23 protein-coding genes are annotated in these 22,252 nt (G+C 36.8%); 21 read left to right on the top strand and 2 right to left on the bottom strand.

The window, feature by feature from the left end; translation table 11 throughout:
• Nucleotides 1-373 precede the first annotated feature (373 nt).
• From katG to GLP24_RS01730, 13 genes are all read left to right on the top strand, one after another.
• Nucleotides 374-2,557 (top strand): catalase/peroxidase HPI, encoded by a 2,184-nt coding sequence (katG, locus tag GLP24_RS01790; RefSeq protein ID WP_101768860.1) that lies wholly within the window; start codon nt 374-376, stop codon nt 2,555-2,557.
• A 707-nt stretch (nt 2,558-3,264) separates the two neighbouring features.
• Nucleotides 3,265-4,146 (top strand): SIR2 family protein, encoded by an 882-nt coding sequence (locus GLP24_RS01785; RefSeq protein WP_232615440.1) that lies wholly within the window; start codon nt 3,265-3,267, stop codon nt 4,144-4,146.
• A 483-nt stretch (nt 4,147-4,629) separates the two neighbouring features.
• A complete protein-coding gene (locus tag GLP24_RS01780) occupies nt 4,630-4,881 on the top strand; it encodes a type II toxin-antitoxin system Phd/YefM family antitoxin (protein ID WP_045028353.1) in 252 nt (83 codons plus the stop codon).
• The gene (locus GLP24_RS01775) at nt 4,878-5,138 is read left to right on the top strand and encodes a Txe/YoeB family addiction module toxin (protein ID WP_232615439.1); all 261 of its coding nucleotides are present in this window, start codon (nt 4,878-4,880) and stop codon (nt 5,136-5,138) included. Before GLP24_RS01780 ends, GLP24_RS01775 begins: the two co-directional genes overlap by 4 nt.
• A 582-nt stretch (nt 5,139-5,720) precedes the next feature.
• A complete protein-coding gene (locus GLP24_RS01770; RefSeq protein ID WP_232584365.1) occupies nt 5,721-6,089 on the top strand; it encodes a hypothetical protein in 369 nt (122 codons plus the stop codon).
• Between the two features lie 43 nt (nt 6,090-6,132).
• Entirely contained in the window at nt 6,133-6,555 is a 423-nt protein-coding gene (locus GLP24_RS01765) for a VOC family protein (RefSeq protein ID WP_232615438.1), read from the top strand.
• Nucleotides 6,556-6,867: 312 nt separating this feature from the next.
• Entirely contained in the window at nt 6,868-7,632 is a 765-nt protein-coding gene (locus GLP24_RS01760) for a TerC family protein (RefSeq protein ID WP_101768854.1), read from the top strand.
• A 431-nt stretch (nt 7,633-8,063) separates the two neighbouring features.
• Entirely contained in the window at nt 8,064-8,456 is a 393-nt protein-coding gene (locus GLP24_RS01755; RefSeq protein ID WP_101768853.1) for a DUF2170 family protein, read from the top strand.
• A gap of 3 nt (nt 8,457-8,459) precedes the next feature.
• On the top strand, nt 8,460-9,143 hold the full coding sequence (locus tag GLP24_RS01750) for a PspA/IM30 family protein (RefSeq protein WP_101768852.1): 684 nt from the start codon (nt 8,460-8,462) through the stop codon (nt 9,141-9,143).
• Nucleotides 9,144-9,211: 68 nt separating this feature from the next.
• Entirely contained in the window at nt 9,212-9,838 is a 627-nt protein-coding gene (locus GLP24_RS01745) for a YjfK family protein (protein ID WP_232615437.1), read from the top strand.
• 18 nt (nt 9,839-9,856) lie between these two features.
• Nucleotides 9,857-10,270 carry a DUF350 domain-containing protein gene (locus GLP24_RS01740; RefSeq protein WP_101768850.1) on the top strand — a complete coding sequence of 138 codons (414 nt, stop codon included), beginning with the start codon at nt 9,857-9,859 and terminating at the stop codon, nt 10,268-10,270.
• Nucleotides 10,271-10,289: 19 nt separating this feature from the next.
• The gene (locus GLP24_RS01735) at nt 10,290-10,901 is read left to right on the top strand and encodes a DUF1190 domain-containing protein (RefSeq protein ID WP_144043159.1); all 612 of its coding nucleotides are present in this window, start codon (nt 10,290-10,292) and stop codon (nt 10,899-10,901) included.
• 30 nt (nt 10,902-10,931) lie between these two features.
• The gene (locus GLP24_RS01730) at nt 10,932-12,098 is read left to right on the top strand and encodes a glutathionylspermidine synthase family protein (protein ID WP_232601325.1); all 1,167 of its coding nucleotides are present in this window, start codon (nt 10,932-10,934) and stop codon (nt 12,096-12,098) included.
• Nucleotides 12,099-12,194: 96 nt separating this feature from the next.
• Here GLP24_RS01730 and GLP24_RS01725 read toward each other — a convergent pair whose 3' ends face one another.
• Complete coding sequence (locus GLP24_RS01725; protein WP_152653258.1) at nt 12,195-12,767, bottom strand: cytochrome b/b6 domain-containing protein; 573 nt, start codon at nt 12,765-12,767, stop codon at nt 12,195-12,197.
• A gap of 207 nt (nt 12,768-12,974) precedes the next feature.
• On the opposite strand from GLP24_RS01725, the gene GLP24_RS01720 reads away from it, so the two are divergent.
• The 6 genes from GLP24_RS01720 to GLP24_RS01695 all read left to right on the top strand — a co-directional run bounded on the left by GLP24_RS01720 (nt 12,975) and on the right by GLP24_RS01695 (nt 19,491).
• On the top strand, nt 12,975-14,804 hold the full coding sequence (locus tag GLP24_RS01720; RefSeq protein ID WP_232615436.1) for a hybrid-cluster NAD(P)-dependent oxidoreductase: 1,830 nt from the start codon (nt 12,975-12,977) through the stop codon (nt 14,802-14,804).
• 33 nt (nt 14,805-14,837) lie between these two features.
• On the top strand, nt 14,838-14,981 hold the full coding sequence (locus GLP24_RS01715) for a hypothetical protein (RefSeq protein WP_193435464.1): 144 nt from the start codon (nt 14,838-14,840) through the stop codon (nt 14,979-14,981).
• A 159-nt stretch (nt 14,982-15,140) separates the two neighbouring features.
• Nucleotides 15,141-17,129, top strand: coding sequence for a bifunctional metallophosphatase/5'-nucleotidase (locus GLP24_RS01710; protein WP_232614929.1), 1,989 nt, complete (start codon nt 15,141-15,143; stop codon nt 17,127-17,129).
• A gap of 488 nt (nt 17,130-17,617) precedes the next feature.
• A complete protein-coding gene (gene cspE, locus GLP24_RS01705; protein ID WP_036792221.1) occupies nt 17,618-17,827 on the top strand; it encodes a transcription antiterminator/RNA stability regulator CspE in 210 nt (69 codons plus the stop codon).
• A 210-nt stretch (nt 17,828-18,037) separates the two neighbouring features.
• Complete coding sequence (locus GLP24_RS01700) at nt 18,038-18,715, top strand: ABC transporter ATP-binding protein (protein WP_101768845.1); 678 nt, start codon at nt 18,038-18,040, stop codon at nt 18,713-18,715.
• A complete protein-coding gene (locus tag GLP24_RS01695; RefSeq protein ID WP_101768844.1) occupies nt 18,712-19,491 on the top strand; it encodes an ABC transporter permease in 780 nt (259 codons plus the stop codon). Before GLP24_RS01700 ends, GLP24_RS01695 begins: the two co-directional genes overlap by 4 nt.
• 83 nt (nt 19,492-19,574) lie before the next feature.
• On the opposite strand, the gene pdxY is transcribed toward GLP24_RS01695, so the two are convergent.
• Entirely contained in the window at nt 19,575-20,432 is an 858-nt protein-coding gene (pdxY, locus tag GLP24_RS01690; RefSeq protein WP_232615435.1) for a pyridoxal kinase PdxY, read from the bottom strand.
• Nucleotides 20,433-21,044: 612 nt separating this feature from the next.
• Between pdxY and GLP24_RS01685 the strand changes: the two genes are divergently transcribed.
• The gene (locus tag GLP24_RS01685) at nt 21,045-21,245 is read left to right on the top strand and encodes a hypothetical protein (RefSeq protein ID WP_101768842.1); all 201 of its coding nucleotides are present in this window, start codon (nt 21,045-21,047) and stop codon (nt 21,243-21,245) included.
• A 271-nt stretch (nt 21,246-21,516) separates the two neighbouring features.
• Nucleotides 21,517-22,164 carry a helix-turn-helix transcriptional regulator gene (locus GLP24_RS01680; RefSeq protein ID WP_232599400.1) on the top strand — a complete coding sequence of 216 codons (648 nt, stop codon included), beginning with the start codon at nt 21,517-21,519 and terminating at the stop codon, nt 22,162-22,164.
• Nucleotides 22,165-22,252 lie beyond the last annotated feature (88 nt).

Here is a 22,252-nt window from a genome sequence, read left to right as displayed (position 1 = left end):
ATCAATAGCGTTTTATGGTATGAGATGAGAAAACACCATTAATTATAAGAAGTTAGTTTACCTAAGCTATTTATTTGTTGGTGGCTAATTTTTTATGGTGACGATAAAAGTTCGAAAACTATTCAGTATTGTTTTTTGATAACTATTACCTATTGAATTGATAGAAAACTAATATTGTCTTTCTTTCTTTTAGTGTTGTAAATTAGCTTCAACGAATAAACGAGCCGCCAATATCAGTGGATAAAATTAATTTATTAGATTTTAAATTTACCCACAAAAATAACGTTACTATGTTTTTTGATTAGGTTATGTTTATACACAATATGATATTTAATGATTATCAATAATCATACGAACAATTAGGATAATAATAATGTCAAAATGTCCATTCAATCAGACTCAAACGGTTAATCCATCAATTAACCCAGGTAATGGTACTTCTCCTAGCGAGTGGTGGCCAAACCAACTAAAATTAGGTTTACTTCACCAACATAATGTTAAATCAAACCCAATGGGTGAAGATTTCGATTATGCAGCAGCATTTAAAACATTAAACCTAGAAGCAGTTAAACAAGATCTTCGTGATCTAATGACTGATTCACAAGATTGGTGGCCTGCTGACTTTGGTCATTATGGTCCTTTCTTTGTTCGTATGGCTTGGCACAGTGCAGGTACTTACCGTACTTCTGATGGTCGTGGCGGTGCAAGTACTGGTAACCAACGTTTTGCGCCTCTAAACAGCTGGCCTGATAACGTTAACCTTGATAAAGCACGTCGTTTAGTTTGGCCTATCAAACAAAAATACGGCAATAAAATCTCTTGGGCTGACTTAATTATCCTGACTGGTAACGTTGCTCTAGAATCAATGGGTTTTGAAACTATCGGTTTCGCTGGTGGTCGTGTTGATATCTGGGAACCTGAGTTAGACGTTTATTGGGGTAAAGAAAAAACATGGCTAGCTGATGATACTCGTTATGAGAAAGATGACGCAGTACGTGATCTAGAAAATCCATTAGCCGCCGTTCAAATGGGTCTAATCTACGTAAACCCAGAAGGTCCAGACGGTAACCCTGATCCACTACTTGCAGCTGATGATATTCGTCAAACATTTGCTCGTATGGCAATGGATGATGAAGAAACTGTAGCGTTAATCGCAGGTGGTCATACATTTGGTAAGACTCACGGTGCTGGTGATGCGGCTCAAGTTGGTGCTGAACCAGAAGCGGCTGCTATTGACGAACAAGGTTTAGGTTGGGCATCAAGCTACGGTTGTGGTAACGCTGCCGATACTATTTCAAGTGGCTTAGAAGTAACTTGGACTACAACGCCAACACAATGGAGCAATGGTTTCTTCCACAGCTTATTTAGCCATGAGTGGAAACTAGAGAAGAGCCCAGCTGGCGCACACCAATGGATCGCTAAAGACGGCCGTGATGAATACCCAGATGCATTTGGTGAAGGAATGCACCAAGGCACAATGCTAACAACAGATATCTCATTACTTGTTGATCCTGCTTATGCTGAAATCTCACGTCGTTTCTATGAGAACCCAGAAGAATTTGCAGCAGTATTTGCTCGCGCTTGGTTCAAACTGACTCACCGTGACATGGGACCTCGTGCTCGTTACTTGGGTTCTGAAATTCCAACACAAGAATTCATCTGGCAAGATCTGATCCCTGCTGTTGAATATGATGTTGTTAACGATGCTGATATTGCAGCATTAAAAGTAGCAATCGCAGATTCTGGCTTATCAGTTCGTGAGCTTGTATCAACAGCATGGGCATCAGCATCAACATTCCGTGGTTCTGATATGCGTGGCGGTGCTAATGGTGCACGTGTTCGTTTAGCACCTCAAAAAGATTGGGCAGCTAATGAGCCAGCTCAACTAGATAAAGTATTAACCGTACTTGAAAGCATTAAAGCAAACTTCGCAAAAGAAGTGTCTATTGCAGACTTAATTGTTCTTGCTGGTGGTGTTGGTATTGAAATGGCAGCTAAAAAAGCGGGCCGTGATGTATCTGTACCGTTTGCTGCTGGTCGTGCTGATGCAACGCAAGCACAAACTGATGTGAATTCTTTCTCTGTTCTTGAGCCTATCGCTGATGGCTTCCGTAACTTTGAAAAAGCAAAATACACAGTTGCAATGGAAGAATTACTTCTTGACCGCGCACAGTTACTAACGCTAACAGCGCCTGAAATGACAGTGTTAATTGGTGGTATGCGTGTTCTTGATACTAACTATGAGCACAGTGAGTTTGGTGTATTCACCGAGCGTAAAGAAACATTAACTAATGATTTCTTCGTAAACTTACTAGATATGGCAACAGTATGGAAACCAACTTCTGTTGACCAAGATATCTTCGCAGGTACTGATCGTAAGACTGGCAATCAGAAGTGGATGGCAACACGTGTTGACTTAGTATTTGGTTCTAACTCTCAACTACGTGCAATCGCTGAAGTATATGCTTGTGCTGATGCAGAAGAGAAGTTCACTAATGACTTTATCAATGCATGGGTTAAAGTAATGAACGCTGACCGTTTTGACCTTAAAAAATAAGGTTACAACTCGGTAGTATCACTACTCGATAATATTTAATGAGAGGCGCTGATTATCAGCGCCTCTTTTTTTATGGGCGTTATTTGGTCATTGTTTAATTACCCCGTTATTTTTCTACTATGACGACCAAACTTCCCCCGATATTTCTTGCCTACAATGAATGCGAACCATCCACCGTCATTCCCTATAGTGAATGCCCGCGAGAGCGATAGGGAATCTACTATTAGCGCGTTGTAGCATTACTATTTCATTGATGTCTTTTAAGCTCGATCACGTGATGAATAGATCACGGATAGCTTCGTTCCTCAACTTCCGAGATGACGAATAATAACCAGCCTCATTCTTTTTCATAACGTATTAATAAACTTTCGCCATTATGCCCAACTCACCCCCGTCATTCCCTACAGTGAGGTTACGAACGAGATAGGGAATCTACTATTAGCGCGTTGTAGAATTACTATTTCATTGATATTGACGTTCTGTATTGCTGTTTGATACAGATCTTTTGCACTGTAGTTATGCACAGTAATAGCTATTAATAGAAAAACCACAAACTAAATGGCAAATACCCGATTTTGTGATGATTATCGGGATTAATAACTAAAAATGTATCTGATTTATAATGTTTTTTATATTATGAAGAGAGAAATACGAGCGCATGTTCAAAGAACAAATTCGGGTAAGTTGTTATATTTTTGAGGTGAATGATGGAAAATTCGATACTTTTTGGTAATGGTTTAAATCGAATATCGGATAACTCAGTTAGTTGGAATGAATTATTAAATAAAATAAAAGCAGGCAATGATTTTAGCGATAAGACGTTACCGAATACAATGATATATGAACGTATTTTTATGGAAAAGCATCAGCCAAACGTTAGTGAACGTGCTGATGAAATGGAAATAAAGCGTAAAATAGCGGAAGCAATGGAAGGGCAGGGTTCCAATTCAGTCTATGACACATTAGCCACCTTAAACCTTAGTAATTATATGACAACTAATTATGATTATGCGTTTGGAAAATCGCTTGGTGATGAGGTAATAAAACATAGTATTGAAGATATCTATAGTTTACGAAGAAGAAGAGAATATTTAACCGATAATAAGTCAATTAACTTATGGCATGTTCATGGTGAAATAGACACCCCTAAATCAATTATGCTTGGGTTAGATCATTATTGTGGTTCAGTAAGTAAGCTGGATGCATATGTAAAAGGTCGTTATAAATACAAAAAAGACAACAAAAGAACATCAGTTGTATCAATGACCGATAAATTAAAAAATAAAAATTTTTGTTATACATCGTGGGTAGACTTATTTTTTTCTACTAATGTTCATATCATAGGCTTTTCGCTTGATTATAGTGAAACTGATATTTGGTGGGTATTAAATAAAAGAGCACGTATATTAGCTGAATTTCCTAATTTTAATCGTATCTATTTTTACGTTGATTCTATTGATGAAGAAAAAAGAGGATTGTTGGAATCTTTTGGTGTAACAGTGGTTGAAACTAAAGTTATTAATAAAAATTATCTATCAATGTACAAAAAAGCAATAAGTAAAATAGGTATTAGCGAGTCAAAAATATAACAGATAAGGATATGTGTCGCGCAGCCGACACCTATCCGAAGTATTGGACAAGCCCGAGCAAAGGACAGCCATATCCTTGCATACCAACCATGAGTAACTACATTTAAGCTTCAAGTTGCTTATGGTGAGACCAATGACAATCTCAAGACGCAAAATAAAGTGAAAAAACATAGGACACCCATAACTTTTGCAATTTATTACGATCAATTCTGATGGTGCTCCATGAATGGATTTTAATCAATTGAGCAAAGTATCGCTTGTGATCATCAGTAGTTAACGCATTAGGCGGTTTCGTTCAATAAAGCATTTAAGAATGATTTGTAACGCTTACCGTTTTCGCTTCGCTCAAAGTATAGATAAGTGCCGATCCCACTTTAATGCAGCGCTAACTGCCTCTTTGTTACCTGTGCAATATATTGTACATTTCAGTTTTAGTGAGTTAGACTTGTTCAACATTAAGTACAACTCAACAAAGAGGTAATTATGCGTATAGTTTCTTTTACTGAAGCTCGAAATGGTCTTAAATCAGTTCTTGATGGCGTAGTTAATGATGCTGACTGCACAATTATTACTCGTCGAGATTCTGAAGATGCCGTTGTAATGTCTATGGATTATTATAATAGCCTAATGGAAACGATTTATTTATCTCGTTCTCCAGCTAATGCCGCTCATCTAAATAAATCAATTGCTCAATACAATGCCGGTCAAGTAACGGAAAGAGGCTTACTTGAATGAGTCGAATGTTAGCTTGGACTGACGATGCTTGGAATGATTACTTGTATTGGCAAGGTCAGGATAATAAAACGCTGAAACGTATCAATAGATTAATTACTGATGCGAAGCATTCTCCCTTCGAAGGTATTGGTAAGCCCGAACCATTGAAAGAAAATTTGGCAGGTTTTTGGTCACGTAGAATTGATGACACCAACCGATTAGTGTACGCAGTTAATGATGTACATTTGACAGTAATCTCCTGTCGCTATCATTATTAATTTGAAGCGCAGTTAATAGATAAAGGATATGTGTCATGCGGCTGACACCTATTCAAGTATTGAACAAGTCCGACCCGCTTTAGAAGTAATTATCGCGAATATCATCAAGGGTAATACTGAAAATAAGTCGAGCATTATCCTTGGTGTGAACCAATCAATTTACGTTATTGATTTATAATTAGAACCTCTTTAATTATTACGTGTTAATGCCATTATCCTTATTATTTTACGCTTTTATCTGGGGCGAAAAATATCCGTCATTTCTTACAGTGAATGTCCGCTAGGGCGATAGGAAATCTACCATCAGCGTGTCGTAGAATTACTATTTCATTGATGTCTTTTAAGCTCGATCACGTGATGAATAGATCACGGATAGCTCATGCTTCGCTTCCGAGATGACGAATAATAACCAATCCCCATTTTGTGATTATTATCGGATTCTATAAGTAAAAATGTATCAGATTGATAATATTTTTGTATTATTTCGAGGACAATACGGGCTGAGTTCAAAGATCAAATATGGATAAGTTATTAATATAATAAGCTATTAGGAGTTTAATAAAATCTGAGGGAGATAATTGAATGGTAGCAGTGATTGAAGAAAGAAAGCGTGGCTTTTGGTTAATAGCATTCTTGTTTTTAATGGTGGTCGCAAATGCCTTGTCTGTATTTAATTATTTTTTAAATCCAGACATGGTCATAACTGCATTTCCAAATATATCGTTAGGGTTAGTTTATTTACTAGGTGGCGTGTGCCTGCTTAATGTATTTTTAGCGATTGGAATATGGATGTGGAAAAAGCGAGCAATATATGGTTTTTATATTGTTGTCATCTTCGGCCTTTTAATTAACCTGTATATTGGTGTTGGGCTAATTGGCTCACTGTCTGGTTTAATTGGTGGTATTATTTTGTTTTTGGTGACAAAAAAGAAGATGCAGTATTTCGTATAATATTGTTAGCATTTAGATGTAAGAAAATAACAGGATAATATTAATGAAACAGTCAATCATCCATGTTGCTTTAGTTGTAAAAGATTATGATGAAGCCATTGATTTCTATGTGAATAAGTTGAAGTTTGAATTGGTTGAAGATACTTATCAGGCTGAGCAAGATAAACGGTGGGTGGTTATTTCGCCTCCTGGTTCAAAGGGAATGACGTTATTGTTGGCACGCGCATCAAAACCAGAGCAAGATAATTTTATTGGTAATCAATCTGGTGGGCGAGTCTTCTTATTTTTAAGTACGGATGATTTTTGGCGAGACTATAATCGTATGGTTTCTGACGGCATTAAATTTGTTCGTGAACCACAAATTCAAGATTATGGGACAGTAGCCGTTTTCGAAGATCTATACGGTAATCTTTGGGACTTATTGGAATTAAGTGCCGATCATCCAATGGCGATTAGAATGCTATAACAAATTAAGAAACGTGCCTTATGTCTCAAAATTGGTTAATGAAAACGAGAAATAAAAGAGAAAAAATAGGACACCCATAAGTTGTTTTCTAAATAATACCTCGTCACACCGACCCAACGTGTTGAATAGATAGAGGTATTATTTTAGCTAGAACCAATAAATCCATTACATTTAGTTACATTTGATGTGTGTTCATTTCCCATATTTACTGCTCAAATACAGCTTCATTCTTTATTGAGGTATAAAAACACATATGGACGACCCCTCGAGTTGTTCTTTAATTCCTAACTCCTTTTCTATGGAGTTTGTTCAATGCTAGAGTTATTTCTTCAGCCTGAAGCGTTAATGATCTTTGCGACCCTATTTGCACTTGAAGTGGTATTAGGCGTCGACAATATCGTATTCATCTCTGTACTTTGTGAACGTCTCCCACTACATCAGCGTAAAATGGCGCGTAATCTAGGTATTGCGTTGGCTGTTGTTGCCCGCATTGGATTAGTGTTTTCTATTAGCTGGGTAATGTCATTAACACAACCATTAGTGAATGTGTTGAGTTATGATTTTTCTGGGCGTGATCTGATCATGATTGGTGGTGGTGCATTCTTATTAGCGAAAAGCTTAAAAGAATTGTGGATGTGCTTTAGTCACACCCATCAGCAACAAGCAAGTACAGTAAGAGCCGGTATTGCATTAGTGTTATTGCAGATTGTCGCCGTTGATGCGGTCTTCTCAATGGACTCTGTGATCACTGCGGTGGGTTTAACCAGCGAAGTTCCACTGATGGTTGCGGCTATTTTAGCGTCAGCAGTTATTATGGTGCTGTGTGCTGAGAAAATTAACGATTATGTGATGCGTTATCCTGGATTGAAAACGTTAGCACTACTGTTCTTAGTGATGTTGGGCGGTATGTTAATGGCAGAAGGTTTTGCTATTCACTTGAACAAAGGATATGTGTATTTTGCGATGGCCTTTGGTTTAATTATCGAAACTTGTCATATTGTGCTTAAAAAGCAGAATAAGAAAATAATTAGACGGGTATATCCTCAACCCTGTGGTTGGGCAATAAAAGCCAAGTAAGCCTTAAATAAAATAGTCGAATACCGTTCATTTTAAATGGGCGGTATTCGTTTTTTAACAATAAATAATACACCACCAAACCGCTATATAACCTGCTAGTTCTCTATTTATATTCTCATTGCTAACCATCAAATACGTTCATTCTTTCAAGTATAAAATTTTCTTTAAATATAGGTATGGTTATACCGTTAAAAATACCTATTTTCTATCGTCAATAAATTTACCCTTTTAACTTTTTTGAGATGAAGAGTATGGTAAGAAAAAGCATGTGTTATACGAGAATTAATAGTAATAAAAAATCGATTACTTTTCATCTTGTTAAATATTATGCCAATTGATTAAATACTAACACTTGAATTATTTGCTTTCTGATACCATTTTATGATGATGTATCAATATATTTTGATTATTAACTCAAAGGAAAAACGAATATGTGGACTGTTGATCAATTAGTTAAAATTTTAAGTGAAAATGATCAGTGGCAAATCGAGCAAACGGATCAGACGATTATTATTCGTAATCAAGATGGTGTCGCGGCTTATTTGGCGGTTGCAGGCGAGCAAATCTTAGTGGAAGCGCCTTTATTTCCAATGACGATGGTTACTGATGTCGCCAAGCTTAATGATACGATTTTACGCACTCATGAGATGTTTCCATTGACCAATATTTCAATTAATACGGTTGATGGGGACGATTACTATATCGCATTTGGTAGCTTGAGTAGCCAATCTAAGCAAGAGAGCATTGTTATTGAAGTGGCAACATTATTTGTGAATGTTGAAGGCTTTCTTGATATGTACCAACCATTATTAATCGAGGCATAATCGATGAGTGTATTTAAAAAATTGTTTAATTTAGTGCGTGGTTCAGTGAATAACGCGGCAGAATCGGTTGCTGATGCGAATGCTATTACGATTTTGAATGAAGAACTACGTCAAAGTAAGATCGAATTGCGTAAATCAGACGAAGCGTTGGTTTCAATTATTGCAAAACGTAAGCTTTCACAACAAAAAGTAAATAGCTTTGATGCCAGCATTACTGAATATGAAAAACATGCACGTACCGCAATGGAAAAAGGTCAGCAAGCGTTGGCGCTTGAATGTGCACAAAAGGTTGCGGAATTACGCAGCGAGCAATCTACTGAGCAAGCTTATTGTGATGGATTTTTGAAATCTGAAACAACGATGAAAACTAAAATTGCTCAGGCAAAAGAACGTTTACGTCAAATTGAACAGCAAGTTGATGTTGTTGCGGCACAAGAGAGTGTCATTAAAGCACAAAGCTCTGTGGCAGCCGCTAATGCAGGCAGTAACAGTAAAATGAGTACTGCGTTAGATTCCCTCGATCGCATCAAAGCGCGTCAAGCAGAAGCCTCTGCTAAGTTTGAAGCGGCAGAAGAGTTAGAGTCTGAGTCTTCATCGTCGTCATTAGATAAGAAGTTAGCTGAAGCGGGTATTTCAAAATCAGCATCATCAGCAGAAGATGAACTTGCTCGTATTTTGGGTAAATAACATCATTTCTTATCTGTCTTTTTTTATGCCTTTTATCTTATGGTAAAAGGTATTTTTTGGTGTTTAATATGTTCGACTTTTTTAAGAAAAAACCAGTAGAGAAAAAGTCTTTAATTCCAGAAGTACTTGGGTTGAGACTCGGTGGTGTTATCGAATTAGATGCACTAAAAATGAAAATCATTGAGCCTGATTTAACCATTTCTGGCGCCGCAACAACGCAATTAATTCAGGCCGTGGGTGTGGTGCAGTTAGATAACTCAACGCGATTGATTCGTTACTATACTGATGATGACGCGATGGTGCAGGTTTTAATGGATGGTGATTCTGATGCGGATGTACAGCAGTGCATGCTGTCGTATTATTATTCAACAACGCCGATTGACACCGATACTCGATGGAATGAATGGCTCGCGACGGGCGTGGTAAAATTACATTGGGATCTTGATGGTGTTAATTTTACTAAATTGTGGGAAAACGAATTACCTGTTGCGATGACAGAAACAACATGGACATCTGAAACAGAGCATAGCCGCACCGATCAATTTGTCATGCTATATAGTCGTGACGTAAACGCTGATTTATGTGAAATGTTGATTGTGTCTGCAGAAGAACAGATAGTTAATAATCGTGCTGAGCATTGCTTGGTGTTGAGTACCTCATTTGAGCTACAACCGAATGATTTTAAAGTTAATTAAAAATACAGGGAACAGTAGATGTCGGATTTAATGGTAAGTTTATCAACCCTTGGTGATTTTGGGTTATATTTTGGGATTTCTTTAATTTTCTTGATCGCTTTTCGTTTTATTTTCCCATTAGTGACACCCTATAAAGAATGGGAATTGATTAAAAGTGGTAATGTAGCTGCCGCGATTGGTATGGGTGGTTCGTTTATCGGTTATGCCCTTGCCGTTGGGTCTGCAATATCGAACAGTCAAAGTGTGTTAGATTTTGCCGTTTGGGGCGTCGTGGCACTGGTAGCACAAGTGATTGCGTATTTGATTATTCGTATTATCTTCCTGCCTAAAATTAGCGAGCGCATTGAACGAGATGAAGTGTCTGCTGGTGTTATTTTAGCGTCAATTGCGATTGCGGTTGGTTTGTTAAATGCGGCGTGTATGACGTATTAATGACTTTGAGGATTATATTATGAAACGTAGTAGTCATATTCATCGTAATCAGATGCGTAAATCGAATCAGTATCACAATTGGGCTCCGATCACGTTAGTCGCTTTAGGAGCAACTATCGTGTTAACAGGGTGTAATGATAACGATACATTAGCGCAAACCCAATATGATTCCCTACAAGATTGTATTAATGCTGACAGTTCTAATCCTAAACAAGTGGAAATGTGTGCAACCGCTTATCAACAAGCGGTAGATGCTGCGCCAAAGTTTGATTCAAAAAGTGATTGTCAGTCTTCTGGTACAGATAATTGTCGCCAAATACAAGCTAGTAACAATACCAGTTACTGGGTTCCAGCCCTTGCTGGTTTTATTGTCGGACGAATGATGGACAACGGCCGTCATTATTCATCTCAACCTATTTATTATCCATCATCACGACGAACCTCTGGCATGGATCAGTGGGATCGTAATCAAAATAACCGCTATAAAGAATCGACATCTCAGCGTTATAACAATCAATATAGAAACGAAAAACCAGCGGTTAGTCGTACAATTTCACGCGGTGGTTTTGGATCTAAAGCGAGTGCAAGATCAAGTTGGGGTGGCAGTCGTAGTAGTGGCTGGGGTGGTTAATTTTTAGGCTTTAATAGGTATAAATAGAGCATGTTACGAATTCCAATAAAAGAGCGTTCAGATTGGCGAATGATAGCCAATGAATTTGGCTTTCGATTTCACACCTTTGATGGAGAAGAATATTGGACTGAACGGTATTACTATCAATTTTCTTTAAAGCAAATTGAACGTGATCTCGAAGAGCCAACCGAAGAACTTAACCAAATGTGCCTTGCTGTTGTGAATGATGTTGTAAACAGTGATGCGCTAATGGAAAAATTTGCGATACCTCAGGCAAGTTGGGATCTTGTACGGAAGAGTTGGCATAACAAAGAACCCTCGCTTTATGGACGGTTTGATTTTAGCTATGACGGCAAAAATCCCGCTAAATTGCTTGAAGCTAATTTTGACACACCAACATCAGCGTATGAATGTGGTTTCTGGCAATGGATTTGGTTAGAAGACAATGTAAAGTTAGGTCAAATATCACGTGGAGCCGACCAATTTAATTCATTTCAAGAACAGTTTATTGAACGATTAGCGACGTTAGCGGAAAAATCGAAAACAAAAGTATTGTATTTTGCCTGCGGCCTTGAGGGCGGTGAAGAAGATTATGGTACCGTAACCTATTTTGCTGATTGTGCGCGTGTTGCAGGATTAACACCTAAAATTATTTATATTGAAGATATTGGCGTTGATAGTGATGGGAATTTTACGGATTTAAATGATCATGTGATTCGATGGCTTTTTAAACTGTATCCGTATGAAATGCTGTTTCGAGAGGATTTCTCAAAATATTTAGATAATGGCACCTTATATTTAGAACCACCGTGGAAGGCAATTATCTCAAATAAAGCTATTTTGCCATTATTGTGGGAGAAATATCCTCACCATCCTAATTTATTGCCTGCCTATTTTGCAGATAAAAAGCACTTGCTCGATGATGAACAAGGTATTGTTAAAAAGCCTATTTTTTCACGCGAAGGTGCCAACGTTAAAATAGAAAAAGAGGGTAAAGTGATTGCTGAGTCTGATGGTTTCTATGGTGAAGAAGGGTATATTTATCAGGCGTTTCATCCTTTGCCTAAGTTTGGGAATGATTATACCGTTATTGGCAGTTGGGTGATTGGAGATAAAGCGGCGGGTCTTTCTATCCGTGAAGATAATACGTTAATTACTAAGGATTCATCGCGTTTTATCCCCCATATCATTTTATAAGATGAGATAAGCAAAGATCCTAGGTGTAAATATTCTTTCTCGTTGAAAGTATATAAAACAGAGGTTCTTTGCTTATAAACTAATTTTAATGAAGTATTAATTAAAGCGTTTACGTTCCACAAAGAAATGCAGTAAAGCCATACCACCATGACCAATTAAATACGCTTCAATTAGCCCTGTTAATGATTTATGAATTTCACGTACATCATTGGCATAAGGGGAGTGGCTTAGCCATAAAACTAACCAAACTAATGCTGCCGTTTCAATTAAGATTAATGCACCAATACCTAAGCCTTGAATAATATTACCTAAGCCTTTTTCTCGAGGTTCAGGTAACTTTCCTTTCATTATCTGCTTGATATCATCTTTTAAAACAGCATTATCACCAAAAAGGTAAGGGAAAAATTGTCTAAATGATTGTTTGGTGAGCATGAAAATAATCATACCAATGGTAGCAATAACCGTTAATGAACCTAGAATAATATGCAACCACAAGAAAATAGTATTAGACATGCCTGCTTCTACGGCACCAGCATGCGTCATATGTACTAAGTTACTGTTTAATATTTGAAGGATAATTAATCCAGCAAGTGTGGTATGTAGATGACGTAATCCTACATTAGGAAAATAATGAACAATATATCGCCAAAAAGAACGTAGGATAGGCATGGTATCTCCAAATTATTATACTGTGAGCATGAATTAGGGAAAATTTTTATAAATTTAGCATAAGCCATAAATATTTATGCGTAATAATTTACTATTATACCGAAAAATAACTATCCATTAATAATGATAAAGGGTGTTTATTTGGCTGTGAATATTAAATAATCACATTAGGTTTTATTAATATTGTTTTTATATATGGAGATTTTAATGAGCTCATCATTACTCGTACCGACGTTATCACAAATACAGGTTTATCCAGTAAAATCGATAGCAGCATTAACGCAATCTCAAGCTTGGGTTGAAAAGCAGGGGTTAGCCTTTGATCGTCGTTTTATGGTGGCGAGTGATAAAGGTGTGATGATTACGGCTCGAAAATATCCACAAATGGTAAAAATCACTGCAACACTAACGATGACCGGATTAGTGCTGCAATACCCAAATAAAACAGATTTAGTTTTACAGTATGCTGATTTTGCAATGGTTGATGTGCCAGCGACTGTGTGGAATGATAATTTTAGTGCTTACACAACAACGGTGATCGCGAATCAATGGTTTAGCGATATTATTGGTCATTCGGCCCAGTTACTTTTTTGTGGTCAGCAATCAAATCGAGTGCGTCCTAAAATTGGTCATAATGTTAGTTTTGCTGATGGTTATCCGTTATTGATCATCAGTGAGGCATCACTTGCTACGTTAAACCAACGTAGTAGTGAGCAACATACTATGGCGCAATTTAGAACTAATCTAGTGGTGTCTAATACTGACGCTTTTGCTGAAGATGGATGGAAACGGATCCGTATTGGTGAGGTTGAATTTGAAGCAGTTAAGCCCTGTGCGCGGTGTATTCTTACAACCATAGATCCTTTGACTGGCGAGTTTAATGCGCTAAAAGAACCCTTAAAAACCATGACAACGTTTCGTGCTAATGCGACAGGGGATGTCTTTTTTGGACAAAATTTAGTGGCTTTAAATGAAGGTACTATTCGTGCGGGAGATGTGGTTGAGGTATTAGAAACTAAACCGAAAGAAATCTATGCGGATAATGCTGAAACTAAGTTATTGCTTACCTGTGTTGAGCGTGAGGATATCGCGTCTGACTTTACAACGTTTTGGTTAGAGTCTCATCAACAATCACCGTTACCGCCTTATTTACCAGGGCAGCATTTACCGTTACAACTTGAGATTAATGGTGAGTTTATTGCTCGGCGTTATACTTTATCTTCCAGTCCGTCTCGCCCTGGGCGTTATGCTATTTCAGTAAAACGGATTAATGATGGACGAATTTCTAATTGGTTACATCAGAATTTTCACGTTGGCGATGTACTTGCTGCTGATAAACCGGGTGGAGATTTTCACTTAGGACTCCATACTGATAAGTTATTATTATTGTCTGCGGGAAGTGGTATTACGCCGATGTTATCTATGCTGCGATATTTATCTGATCACGATAATATTCGTGATGTTGTGTTTTATCATCAATGCAGTACCGAAGCTGATATTCCTTCGTTACAAGAATTACATCAACTTGAAAAGATGCATCCCTCACTTGATTTACGAATAGTACTTAGTCAGCCTAAACGCGATTGGCAAGGTGAGTCAGGGCGACTAAGCCTGAGCCATCTAGCAATGATCAGCAATTTAGATCAACGCCAAGTGTTTGTGTGTGGTCCTAATGCCTTTATGGATACGGCTAAAAAATTATTATTGAAAATGGGCGTATCTCCTGCACGTTATCATCAAGAAGCTTTTGGTCCTTTACGTGGTTCATCAGCAACGAAACAATCCGTAAAGCTTAATATTGATGGTCATATTTTTAAGGGTAATAATCAGCAAACGTTATTAGAACAAGCAGAGGCAGCGGGTGTTGAACTTAATTATAGTTGTCGTGCTGGTTTTTGTGGCGCGTGTAAAGTGACCTTAACCTCGGGGCAGGTTGAACAACCCGACGTACCCGCATTATTACCGCAAGAAAGGCAGCAAGGTAAAATATTAGCGTGTTGTTGTATCCCTAAAACAGATCTTAAAATAACAAAGTAAGTATTTATCTTGAAAAAAGAGCATTGATATTATTTGCATGATGAGAGTGCAAAAATATTAGAGCAAGCGATGAATGATATGGGACTGTACCAAGTCGGTGTAAAGTTAAGCCTTGATGAAATCACGGCTTATCTCAAAATGCTAACCGGTGAGTATAACGGTAAATTGTTGCAATAAATTTGCTATAGAAACGGTTTCTTAGTTAAGAAGCCGTTTTATATTGGTCAAAATAAAAATTCAAATTTAGAGAATATTATTTTGACGCATAATGCTGAAAAGGAATTTAATGTGAGGTATGCTGCGACGCAAACGATTACAATAGAATAAGGATTTCGTATGTTTAGTAAGCCACTTATCGCACTATCTATTACTTTAGCTCTTTCTGGATGTGTTACAACACCTGCAATTCAACATCAACCTTTCACGCTGACCGTTGCTCATATTAATGACACCCACTCACATTTTGATCCGGTGAAATCTAGTTTTTCGGCTAATGGTGTTGAAGTTTTTAACGAATTTGGTGGTTATCCTCGCTTGCAAGCAATGGTTAAACAATATAAAGCGCAAGCACAAAAGAATGACCAGAGTTTGTTATTTTTAGATGCGGGTGATGCTTTCCAAGGCAGTGCTTATTTTAAAATAAACCAAGGTGCGATGAATGCTGATCTTCTTGACCAAATGGGGTTAGATGGCATGGCATTAGGTAATCACGAATTTGATCTTAATAATCAAAAATTAAATCGTTTTGTGAGTAGTTTAGATTTCCCTATTATTGCAACAAATGTTGATGTTAGCCATGACACTAATTTCAATGGGCAGACAAACATTTTACCTTATCAAATTTTTGCCTTTGATGGTGATCATAAGACCGTTGTAAAAGATATCAATAACTTACCAAAGCATAAAATTTTAGTTGCTGTGTTTGGTTTATCTTTACAAAATATGCCTAATATTGCCCCTCATACGGGGGATGTAAAATTCCTTAATGAAGTAAAAACAGCACAATCAACCGTTGATTTTCTTAAATCAAAAGGGGTTAATGATGTTATTGCATTAACTCATATTGGTAATGCAACTGATATTGCTTTGGCCGGAAAAGTGAATGGTATTGATTTGATTGTTGGTGGTCACTCACACACATTATTAGGTGATTTTACTAATATCGGTTGGAGTAATTTTGGTCCTTATGCACAAATGGTGAAAAATCCAAATGGCAAAGCGTCAACCTGTATTGTGCAAGCGGGAAAATATGCAGAAGCTATCGGTAAGGTAAATGTTAGCTTTAACAGTCAAGGCGAAGTAACTAACTGTGCTGGGCATAATACATTACTGAGTAACGATGTGTTTTATCATAAATCTGATCGTAAACCACAAGATAAGTTTACCGCTGCACAAACGATACAAGTAGAGCAGTTTATTGCTAAGCAAAAGAACATTGTTATTATTAATGAAGATAGCCAACTTCGTCATGAAATCGACACTAAATACAAACCTGCTGTAGAAAAAGCCTATGGCAACATCATTGCTCAAGTACCGATTGAAATTAAGCATGAGCGTCGCCCTGGAGACAGTGGTGCAGCGGATAAGCATGGTTCAGCTGTTGCGCCATTAATTGCAGAAAGTCAGTATTATTGGGCTAATTTACCTCAAGTTCAAAAAGTAACAGGTAAAAAAGTTGATTTTGCATTAATTGGTGCGGGCGGTATTCGTACTAATATTAATGAAGGCGAATACCGTGAAGGTAATGTTCGTTTAGAAATGCTACCGTTTTCTAATTATTTATCAGTGTTGTCATTAAAAGGTTCAACTGTTAAGCAATTATTGCAAGATACGATCACGGCAACGTTACCTGAAGGCGCACATGCGGGTAAATACCCATACGGCGGCCATATTCGTTACACTTTTGATGAAACTAAAGCACATAAAGCGGGTCATTTAACCAGTATTGATGTGATGACGGGCACTGAAAAACACCCAATATGGACACCATTACAAAACAATAAAACCTATAATGTTGTGATTAATAATTATAACGCTACGGGTAATGATGGTTGGACTCCGATATTTACCGCTCAAAATAAACATTCTACTCGTGTCGATCTTATTGATGTGAATGGGAAATTAGTAGGTTACAAAGTTAAAAATATCGAAAAACAGGGTGATAAATATCAAGTTATTTATCAAGGTAAAGCCCCTAATTGTAAAGCAGTAAACACCGATTGTGATACTGACGCACAAGCCTTTATTGACTATGTTTCACAAACTCGTCATCAATTAGTACCACTGCCATATTCAGTAGTGACATTAGATCGAATAATAAAATAATAACATTTAGTTAAGAATAGATAATGGGTAACGTATCTGAATATGTTGCCCTTTTTTACGATTATTTTTTAGATTGAATGGTAGTTAATGAAAATCTATTCATATTTATTTGTTGGTGTGATTTTGGCTGTGTAGTTTGCTTTATTAAAAACAAAGTAATGTATTTCAATAAATTACTTTGTTTTTATGTGAGCGGTAAGACTGTTTTTAATATCTAACACCTTGAACGAGTAATGATAAATATATTTTTGTTTATAGAACGTTAAAAATTAAAAAAAACACTATACAATCAAATTAATTTCATTAGTATAGAACTCGGCCTGTAATTCAGACCTATTTATATGTAACGTTATGTTTTAGAAAACTTTCTTTGTAACGCTTTACCCGTGTCATGAAGCTTTCCATGCATAAGCTATAACATAAATAATTCTTTTTCTGGCTACATTACGCAATTTTGCGAATTATTTAATTAAAATTTGGAGACAGTCATGTCTAAATCAACTGGTATCGTTAAGTGGTTTAATGAAGAGAAAGGTTTCGGTTTTATCACTCAAGACAATGGCGGCGCTGACGTATTTGTTCACTTCCGTGCTATCACTGGCGAAGGTTTCAAAACTTTAGCTGAAGGTCAGAAGGTTTCTTTTGACGTAGAACAAGGTCAGAAAGGTCCTCAAGCTGCAAACGTTGAAGCTGCTTAATTCGCACTCGCGTTAAATGTTTTTTAAATACCGACATTATGTCGGTATTTTTTTATTTATATTTTACCTGTTGAATGTAATTGTCCCATCAATGTTATTAATACTGTCTTGTATCGATCTGATTCATAGCGATTATTAAATTAAACCATTTGAGTAATTTTGTGTTTTTTATACAATTATTACCTTCGATCGTTATTAGTGTTAATTGTTATGATAAATCCATCCTCATTGTCTACTACTATATCTTGTGATGCTTTACGTTTTTTTCAATTACGATCAGGTTTTGAAAATGGTCAATTAGATCCATTAACGGTTGATTTATTGTCTGGGCAACATTTAGCGTTGTCTGGTGCCTCTGGCTGTGGAAAAAGTAGTTTATTGCAAGTTATTGCTGGTCTTAAAGCGCCACAAAATGGGTATTTTAATTATCAGCAACAGCTGATTGATACTGAGTCATTGTCATTTTGGCGCCAACAAATATGCTATTTGCCACAACAAGCCGTGATGGGAGCGGATACCGTATTAGAGGTATTGTTATTGCCGTGGCATCTTAAAGCAATGTTATCTTCTCATATAAAACCTACTGAAGAATATTGCCAACAAGCATTAGCCGACGCTGGATTGATAGTGGCACTTGATAAAGAAGTGGCATTATTATCTGGCGGTGAAAAGCAACGATTAGCCATTGCGCGTGCAGTCTTGATGCAACGTCCAGTGTGGTTAATGGATGAACCTACGTCAGCATTAGATCCTGTGGCGAGAAATAAAATTATTTTATTAATAAAGACATTGAATGTTATCTGTATTTCAGTTTCTCATGATCCGATATGGCTTGCGACAGCCGATCAGGTTTACAACATGGATATAGCATCAGGAATAGACCAATGACAGCAACCATTAGCCATGCTATCGATTTACGCTGGTCAGCCATGGCAGGTTTTTACTTGTTATTACTGATCCCATTAATACTATTTCAGCGTTGGCAGTTAGGATTGAGCCGTACACTGATTATGTCTGTATTACGGATGACATTGCAGTTATCCGTGGTTGGTATTTATTTACATACATTATTTGGTTGGCAGAGTTTTGGTTTAAACCTTGTCTGGTTAACCGTTATGGCTCTTTTTGCCAGTTACACCATTTGTAAACGTTCTGATGTTAATCTATTTCGAGTGATACCAGCGGTTATTTGTGGGCAAGTTATCGCATTATCGGTGGCATTACCTGCGGTTTTAGCGGGTGTTATTCAAGTTTCACCCTGGTGGCAAGCACAATATATGATCCCGATAGCTGGGATGTTATTAGGTAATAGCTTAACTGCGAATGTGTTGGCATTGTCTCGTTGGGGAAGTTTACTGAAAGAGAATCATCAAGAATATCAATATTATTTAACGATGGGATCACCTAATCCTGCTCAGCCTTTTATTCGTACGGCTTTTAAAGCCGCATTAGCGCCACAATTAGCTTCAATGGCAACGTTAGGTATTGTGAGCCTACCAGGTATGATGACGGGACAAATTTTAGGCGGAGCAATGCCACTGGTCGCCGTTAAATACCAGTTAGTGATCATGGTGGCTATATTTGTTTCAGGTGTGCTTTCTGTTGCGACGACACTGACACTTGTAAAACGTCGTTCATTTGATGCTTATGGTAATGTGTTGTAATTTTTTATTTTGAGAAAATGAGTAGAGTAGAAAACAAAAAAGCAGCGTTAGGCTGCTTTTGTTTGTTGGATTGGAGAGCGGTTTTATTTGATTTCTGTAATTGGAAAAATTTCAGTTGGCGCGACAAGTTCATCTTGGGCTGCGATTGTTTGTAGTTCCCATTCGCCACGGCGATGGGTTTCTTTTAATACCGCATAACAAGCATTATGAGCATGCTCAAAAGCTTGTTCTGCTGACCAGCCTTTTAATAAACCACCAGTAAATAATGCTGAAATAAGATCACCAACACCGACGGGTTGGTTATCAAATGCTAGATGTGGACGTTGCGCTAAATAACAGCCATCTTTAGTGGCTAACATCATTGAAAATTTGTCTGTCGATAAGCTATGAAGGTGTTTTACCAGCACCATTTTAGGACCAAGCGTTAGCGCGTGCTGACAAGCCTTTACTGCATCATCCAATGTATTAATGGTCATTCCAACAAACTGACTTAATTCAAATTGGTTTGGAACGATAACATCAGCCAGTGGCATTACATCATTAATAAGGTGTTCAGATATGCCATCAGCGACGATACATCCTTTTTCAGGATCGCCCATAACAGGATCACAGATATAGATAGCATTAGGATTTTGCTGTTTAACTGTTTTAACGGTCTCAATAATAGCTAAACATTGATCAGCACTACCTTGGTATCCGGTAAGGACTGCTTCACAGTTTTTAAGCTGATCAATGTTGTTGATGCCTTTGACAAGGTCAATTAAATCGGTTGCTGGAAATGCTGTTCCTGTCCAACCTTGTTTGTATTGAGTATGGTTAGAAAACTGTACGGTATGTAATGGCCAAACTTCAAATCCCATACGTTGAAGAGGGAATACTGCAGAACTGTTACCAGCATGACCATAAACAACATGTGACTGTATTGATAGAATACCTTTCATTGAGGTTCCTTATAACTATCGTATATATAGGTATACTTTACATGTGCTGATATCAGAAACCTAGTCATTTTATATCGTAATTATTCCTTGCAAAAATGCAGACTATTTATTGTTCGACAAATAAAGACAATTTTATTATTACTAACGAAATAAAACTGTAATGTAATTATAGTCTGCTTTATTGGTTATTTAGCTTATTTTTTAACCGTTGAGTATGTTTTCTTGATGTTATTTTTTATCTTTATAAACATATAGTTATCGATTTTGTCAGTGGTTATCCACAATTTATTATCAAATTTATTTAAAAAAATATTTACAGCATCAAAAATAGGCGTTAATGTTCGATTCGTCTGTTACTCAGACCTAATGTGTTTTAAATAAAACCACAATGTCATTTCTAATCATTGTTATCCGTTTATGTTGCAAACGTTGTAGCAGTGCCAAGCTATAAGAAGGGTGATCTTATAGTTAAGAAGTAGTAGGTCAATGAGTAAAGCTCTATATCAAGGCTAATTAACGCTTTGGTATAAAACTATTTAAACTCAAATTGATAGCCTCAAATATATATGCTGATAAAAAAAGTAATATTTGGGCATAAAGGAAATATAAACTATGACTTCACAAACAGGTATTATTCGTAGCTTCAACCCAGTTGATAAAATTGGTTTAATTACTAGCGATCTTGGTGGCGATATTCGTTTTGATGCATCTCAAGTATGCAGTCGCTCACAGCCATCATCTGGTAGTATGGTTGAATTTATGTTAGATGATTCAAGCACTAAACTTAAAGCGGTTAAAATTCGTTTTATCTGATTTAGTTAATGAGTTGAATGTTTACTGAAAATGTAACGTTCCTCCATAATTAAATAAATAATCCCGGCCTTGGTCGGGATTTTTTTATTTGAGTCATTACAATGCTAATTCTAATGGATAATTAAAGTATTATTACTAATAATACTGATATCATTATTGCGTATTTTGATGAAATATTAATATTGTTAATGGGAAATACAGATACTGTCATTATTGATAATATGATAAAACTGCTTAGTAAGTAGTTTGATGCTTAAAAAAGGTAGAGAAAATGCATGAATTGACAGAAAGTGATTATGATATTCTTCACGCGATGGAAAATATTGTTGATGGTATCGCTGCAATGTGGGGTGAGCATACTGAAGTCTTATTGCATTGTTTAGATTCTCGCCATCCGTCAATTATGAAAATTGCCAATGGACATATTACGGGACGTGAAGTCGGTGCGCCAATTACCAATATTGCATTAGTAAAGTTAAATGAAGGCAAAGATGTTTCTGATGCTTATATTACCAAAGCACCTGACGGTAAAATGTTACGTTCATTAACAACAGTGATCCGTAATAAGCAGCAGCAAGCGATAGGTTTACTCTGTGTTAATTTTAATTTAGACGCCCCATTTCAATCTATGATCCATAGTTTAATGCCAACAATTGGTACTTATTGTGATCATGGTGTTACTGCAGAAACGTTTGCGCGTAATAGTGATGAAATGATGCATAGCTCGATTGAAAATGTTCGTGAGCAGGTAATGAGTGATAGTTTGATCCCTCCCTCAAAGAAAAGTCGAGAAATTGTAACGCGATTACATGACCTTGGTATTTTTGATCTCAAAGACAGTGCTCAAATAGCAGCAAAAGGGTTGGATATTTCCATTCATACTATTTATCGCTATTTGCGAGAAATACGTGCAAATTAAATATTTAATTAAACAATGACATTATTTCATCGGATAGTGTCATTGTTTATTATTATAAATAATCGATAACTTTTTTATTTTAAAAAAA

This window comes from Photobacterium carnosum (genome assembly GCF_021236965.1).
GTDB lineage: Bacteria > Pseudomonadota > Gammaproteobacteria > Enterobacterales > Vibrionaceae > Photobacterium > Photobacterium carnosum.
Note: the sequence above shows the minus strand (reverse complement) of the source record. Positions and strands in the feature narration are given on the sequence as shown.

What these genes read in the sequence shown, in the direction of transcription:
- katG (WP_101768860.1), top strand. Translation starts at nt 374, where the DNA reads ATGTCAAAATGTCCATTCAATCAGACTCAAACGGTTAATCCATCAATT.
- GLP24_RS01785 (WP_232615440.1), top strand. Translation starts at nt 3,265, where the DNA reads ATGGAAAATTCGATACTTTTTGGTAATGGTTTAAATCGAATATCGGAT.
- GLP24_RS01780 (WP_045028353.1), top strand. Translation starts at nt 4,630, where the DNA reads ATGCGTATAGTTTCTTTTACTGAAGCTCGAAATGGTCTTAAATCAGTT.
- GLP24_RS01775 (WP_232615439.1), top strand. Translation starts at nt 4,878, where the DNA reads ATGAGTCGAATGTTAGCTTGGACTGACGATGCTTGGAATGATTACTTG.
- GLP24_RS01770 (WP_232584365.1), top strand. Translation starts at nt 5,721, where the DNA reads ATGGTAGCAGTGATTGAAGAAAGAAAGCGTGGCTTTTGGTTAATAGCA.
- GLP24_RS01765 (WP_232615438.1), top strand. Translation starts at nt 6,133, where the DNA reads ATGAAACAGTCAATCATCCATGTTGCTTTAGTTGTAAAAGATTATGAT.
- GLP24_RS01760 (WP_101768854.1), top strand. Translation starts at nt 6,868, where the DNA reads ATGCTAGAGTTATTTCTTCAGCCTGAAGCGTTAATGATCTTTGCGACC.
- GLP24_RS01755 (WP_101768853.1), top strand. Translation starts at nt 8,064, where the DNA reads ATGTGGACTGTTGATCAATTAGTTAAAATTTTAAGTGAAAATGATCAG.
- GLP24_RS01750 (WP_101768852.1), top strand. Translation starts at nt 8,460, where the DNA reads ATGAGTGTATTTAAAAAATTGTTTAATTTAGTGCGTGGTTCAGTGAAT.
- GLP24_RS01745 (WP_232615437.1), top strand. Translation starts at nt 9,212, where the DNA reads ATGTTCGACTTTTTTAAGAAAAAACCAGTAGAGAAAAAGTCTTTAATT.
- GLP24_RS01740 (WP_101768850.1), top strand. Translation starts at nt 9,857, where the DNA reads ATGTCGGATTTAATGGTAAGTTTATCAACCCTTGGTGATTTTGGGTTA.
- GLP24_RS01735 (WP_144043159.1), top strand. Translation starts at nt 10,290, where the DNA reads ATGAAACGTAGTAGTCATATTCATCGTAATCAGATGCGTAAATCGAAT.
- GLP24_RS01730 (WP_232601325.1), top strand. Translation starts at nt 10,932, where the DNA reads ATGTTACGAATTCCAATAAAAGAGCGTTCAGATTGGCGAATGATAGCC.
- GLP24_RS01725 (WP_152653258.1), bottom strand. Translation starts at nt 12,767, where the DNA reads ATGCCTATCCTACGTTCTTTTTGGCGATATATTGTTCATTATTTTCCT.
- GLP24_RS01720 (WP_232615436.1), top strand. Translation starts at nt 12,975, where the DNA reads ATGAGCTCATCATTACTCGTACCGACGTTATCACAAATACAGGTTTAT.
- GLP24_RS01710 (WP_232614929.1), top strand. Translation starts at nt 15,141, where the DNA reads ATGTTTAGTAAGCCACTTATCGCACTATCTATTACTTTAGCTCTTTCT.
- cspE (WP_036792221.1), top strand. Translation starts at nt 17,618, where the DNA reads ATGTCTAAATCAACTGGTATCGTTAAGTGGTTTAATGAAGAGAAAGGT.
- GLP24_RS01700 (WP_101768845.1), top strand. Translation starts at nt 18,038, where the DNA reads ATGATAAATCCATCCTCATTGTCTACTACTATATCTTGTGATGCTTTA.
- GLP24_RS01695 (WP_101768844.1), top strand. Translation starts at nt 18,712, where the DNA reads ATGACAGCAACCATTAGCCATGCTATCGATTTACGCTGGTCAGCCATG.
- pdxY (WP_232615435.1), bottom strand. Translation starts at nt 20,432, where the DNA reads ATGAAAGGTATTCTATCAATACAGTCACATGTTGTTTATGGTCATGCT.
- GLP24_RS01685 (WP_101768842.1), top strand. Translation starts at nt 21,045, where the DNA reads ATGACTTCACAAACAGGTATTATTCGTAGCTTCAACCCAGTTGATAAA.
- GLP24_RS01680 (WP_232599400.1), top strand. Translation starts at nt 21,517, where the DNA reads ATGCATGAATTGACAGAAAGTGATTATGATATTCTTCACGCGATGGAA.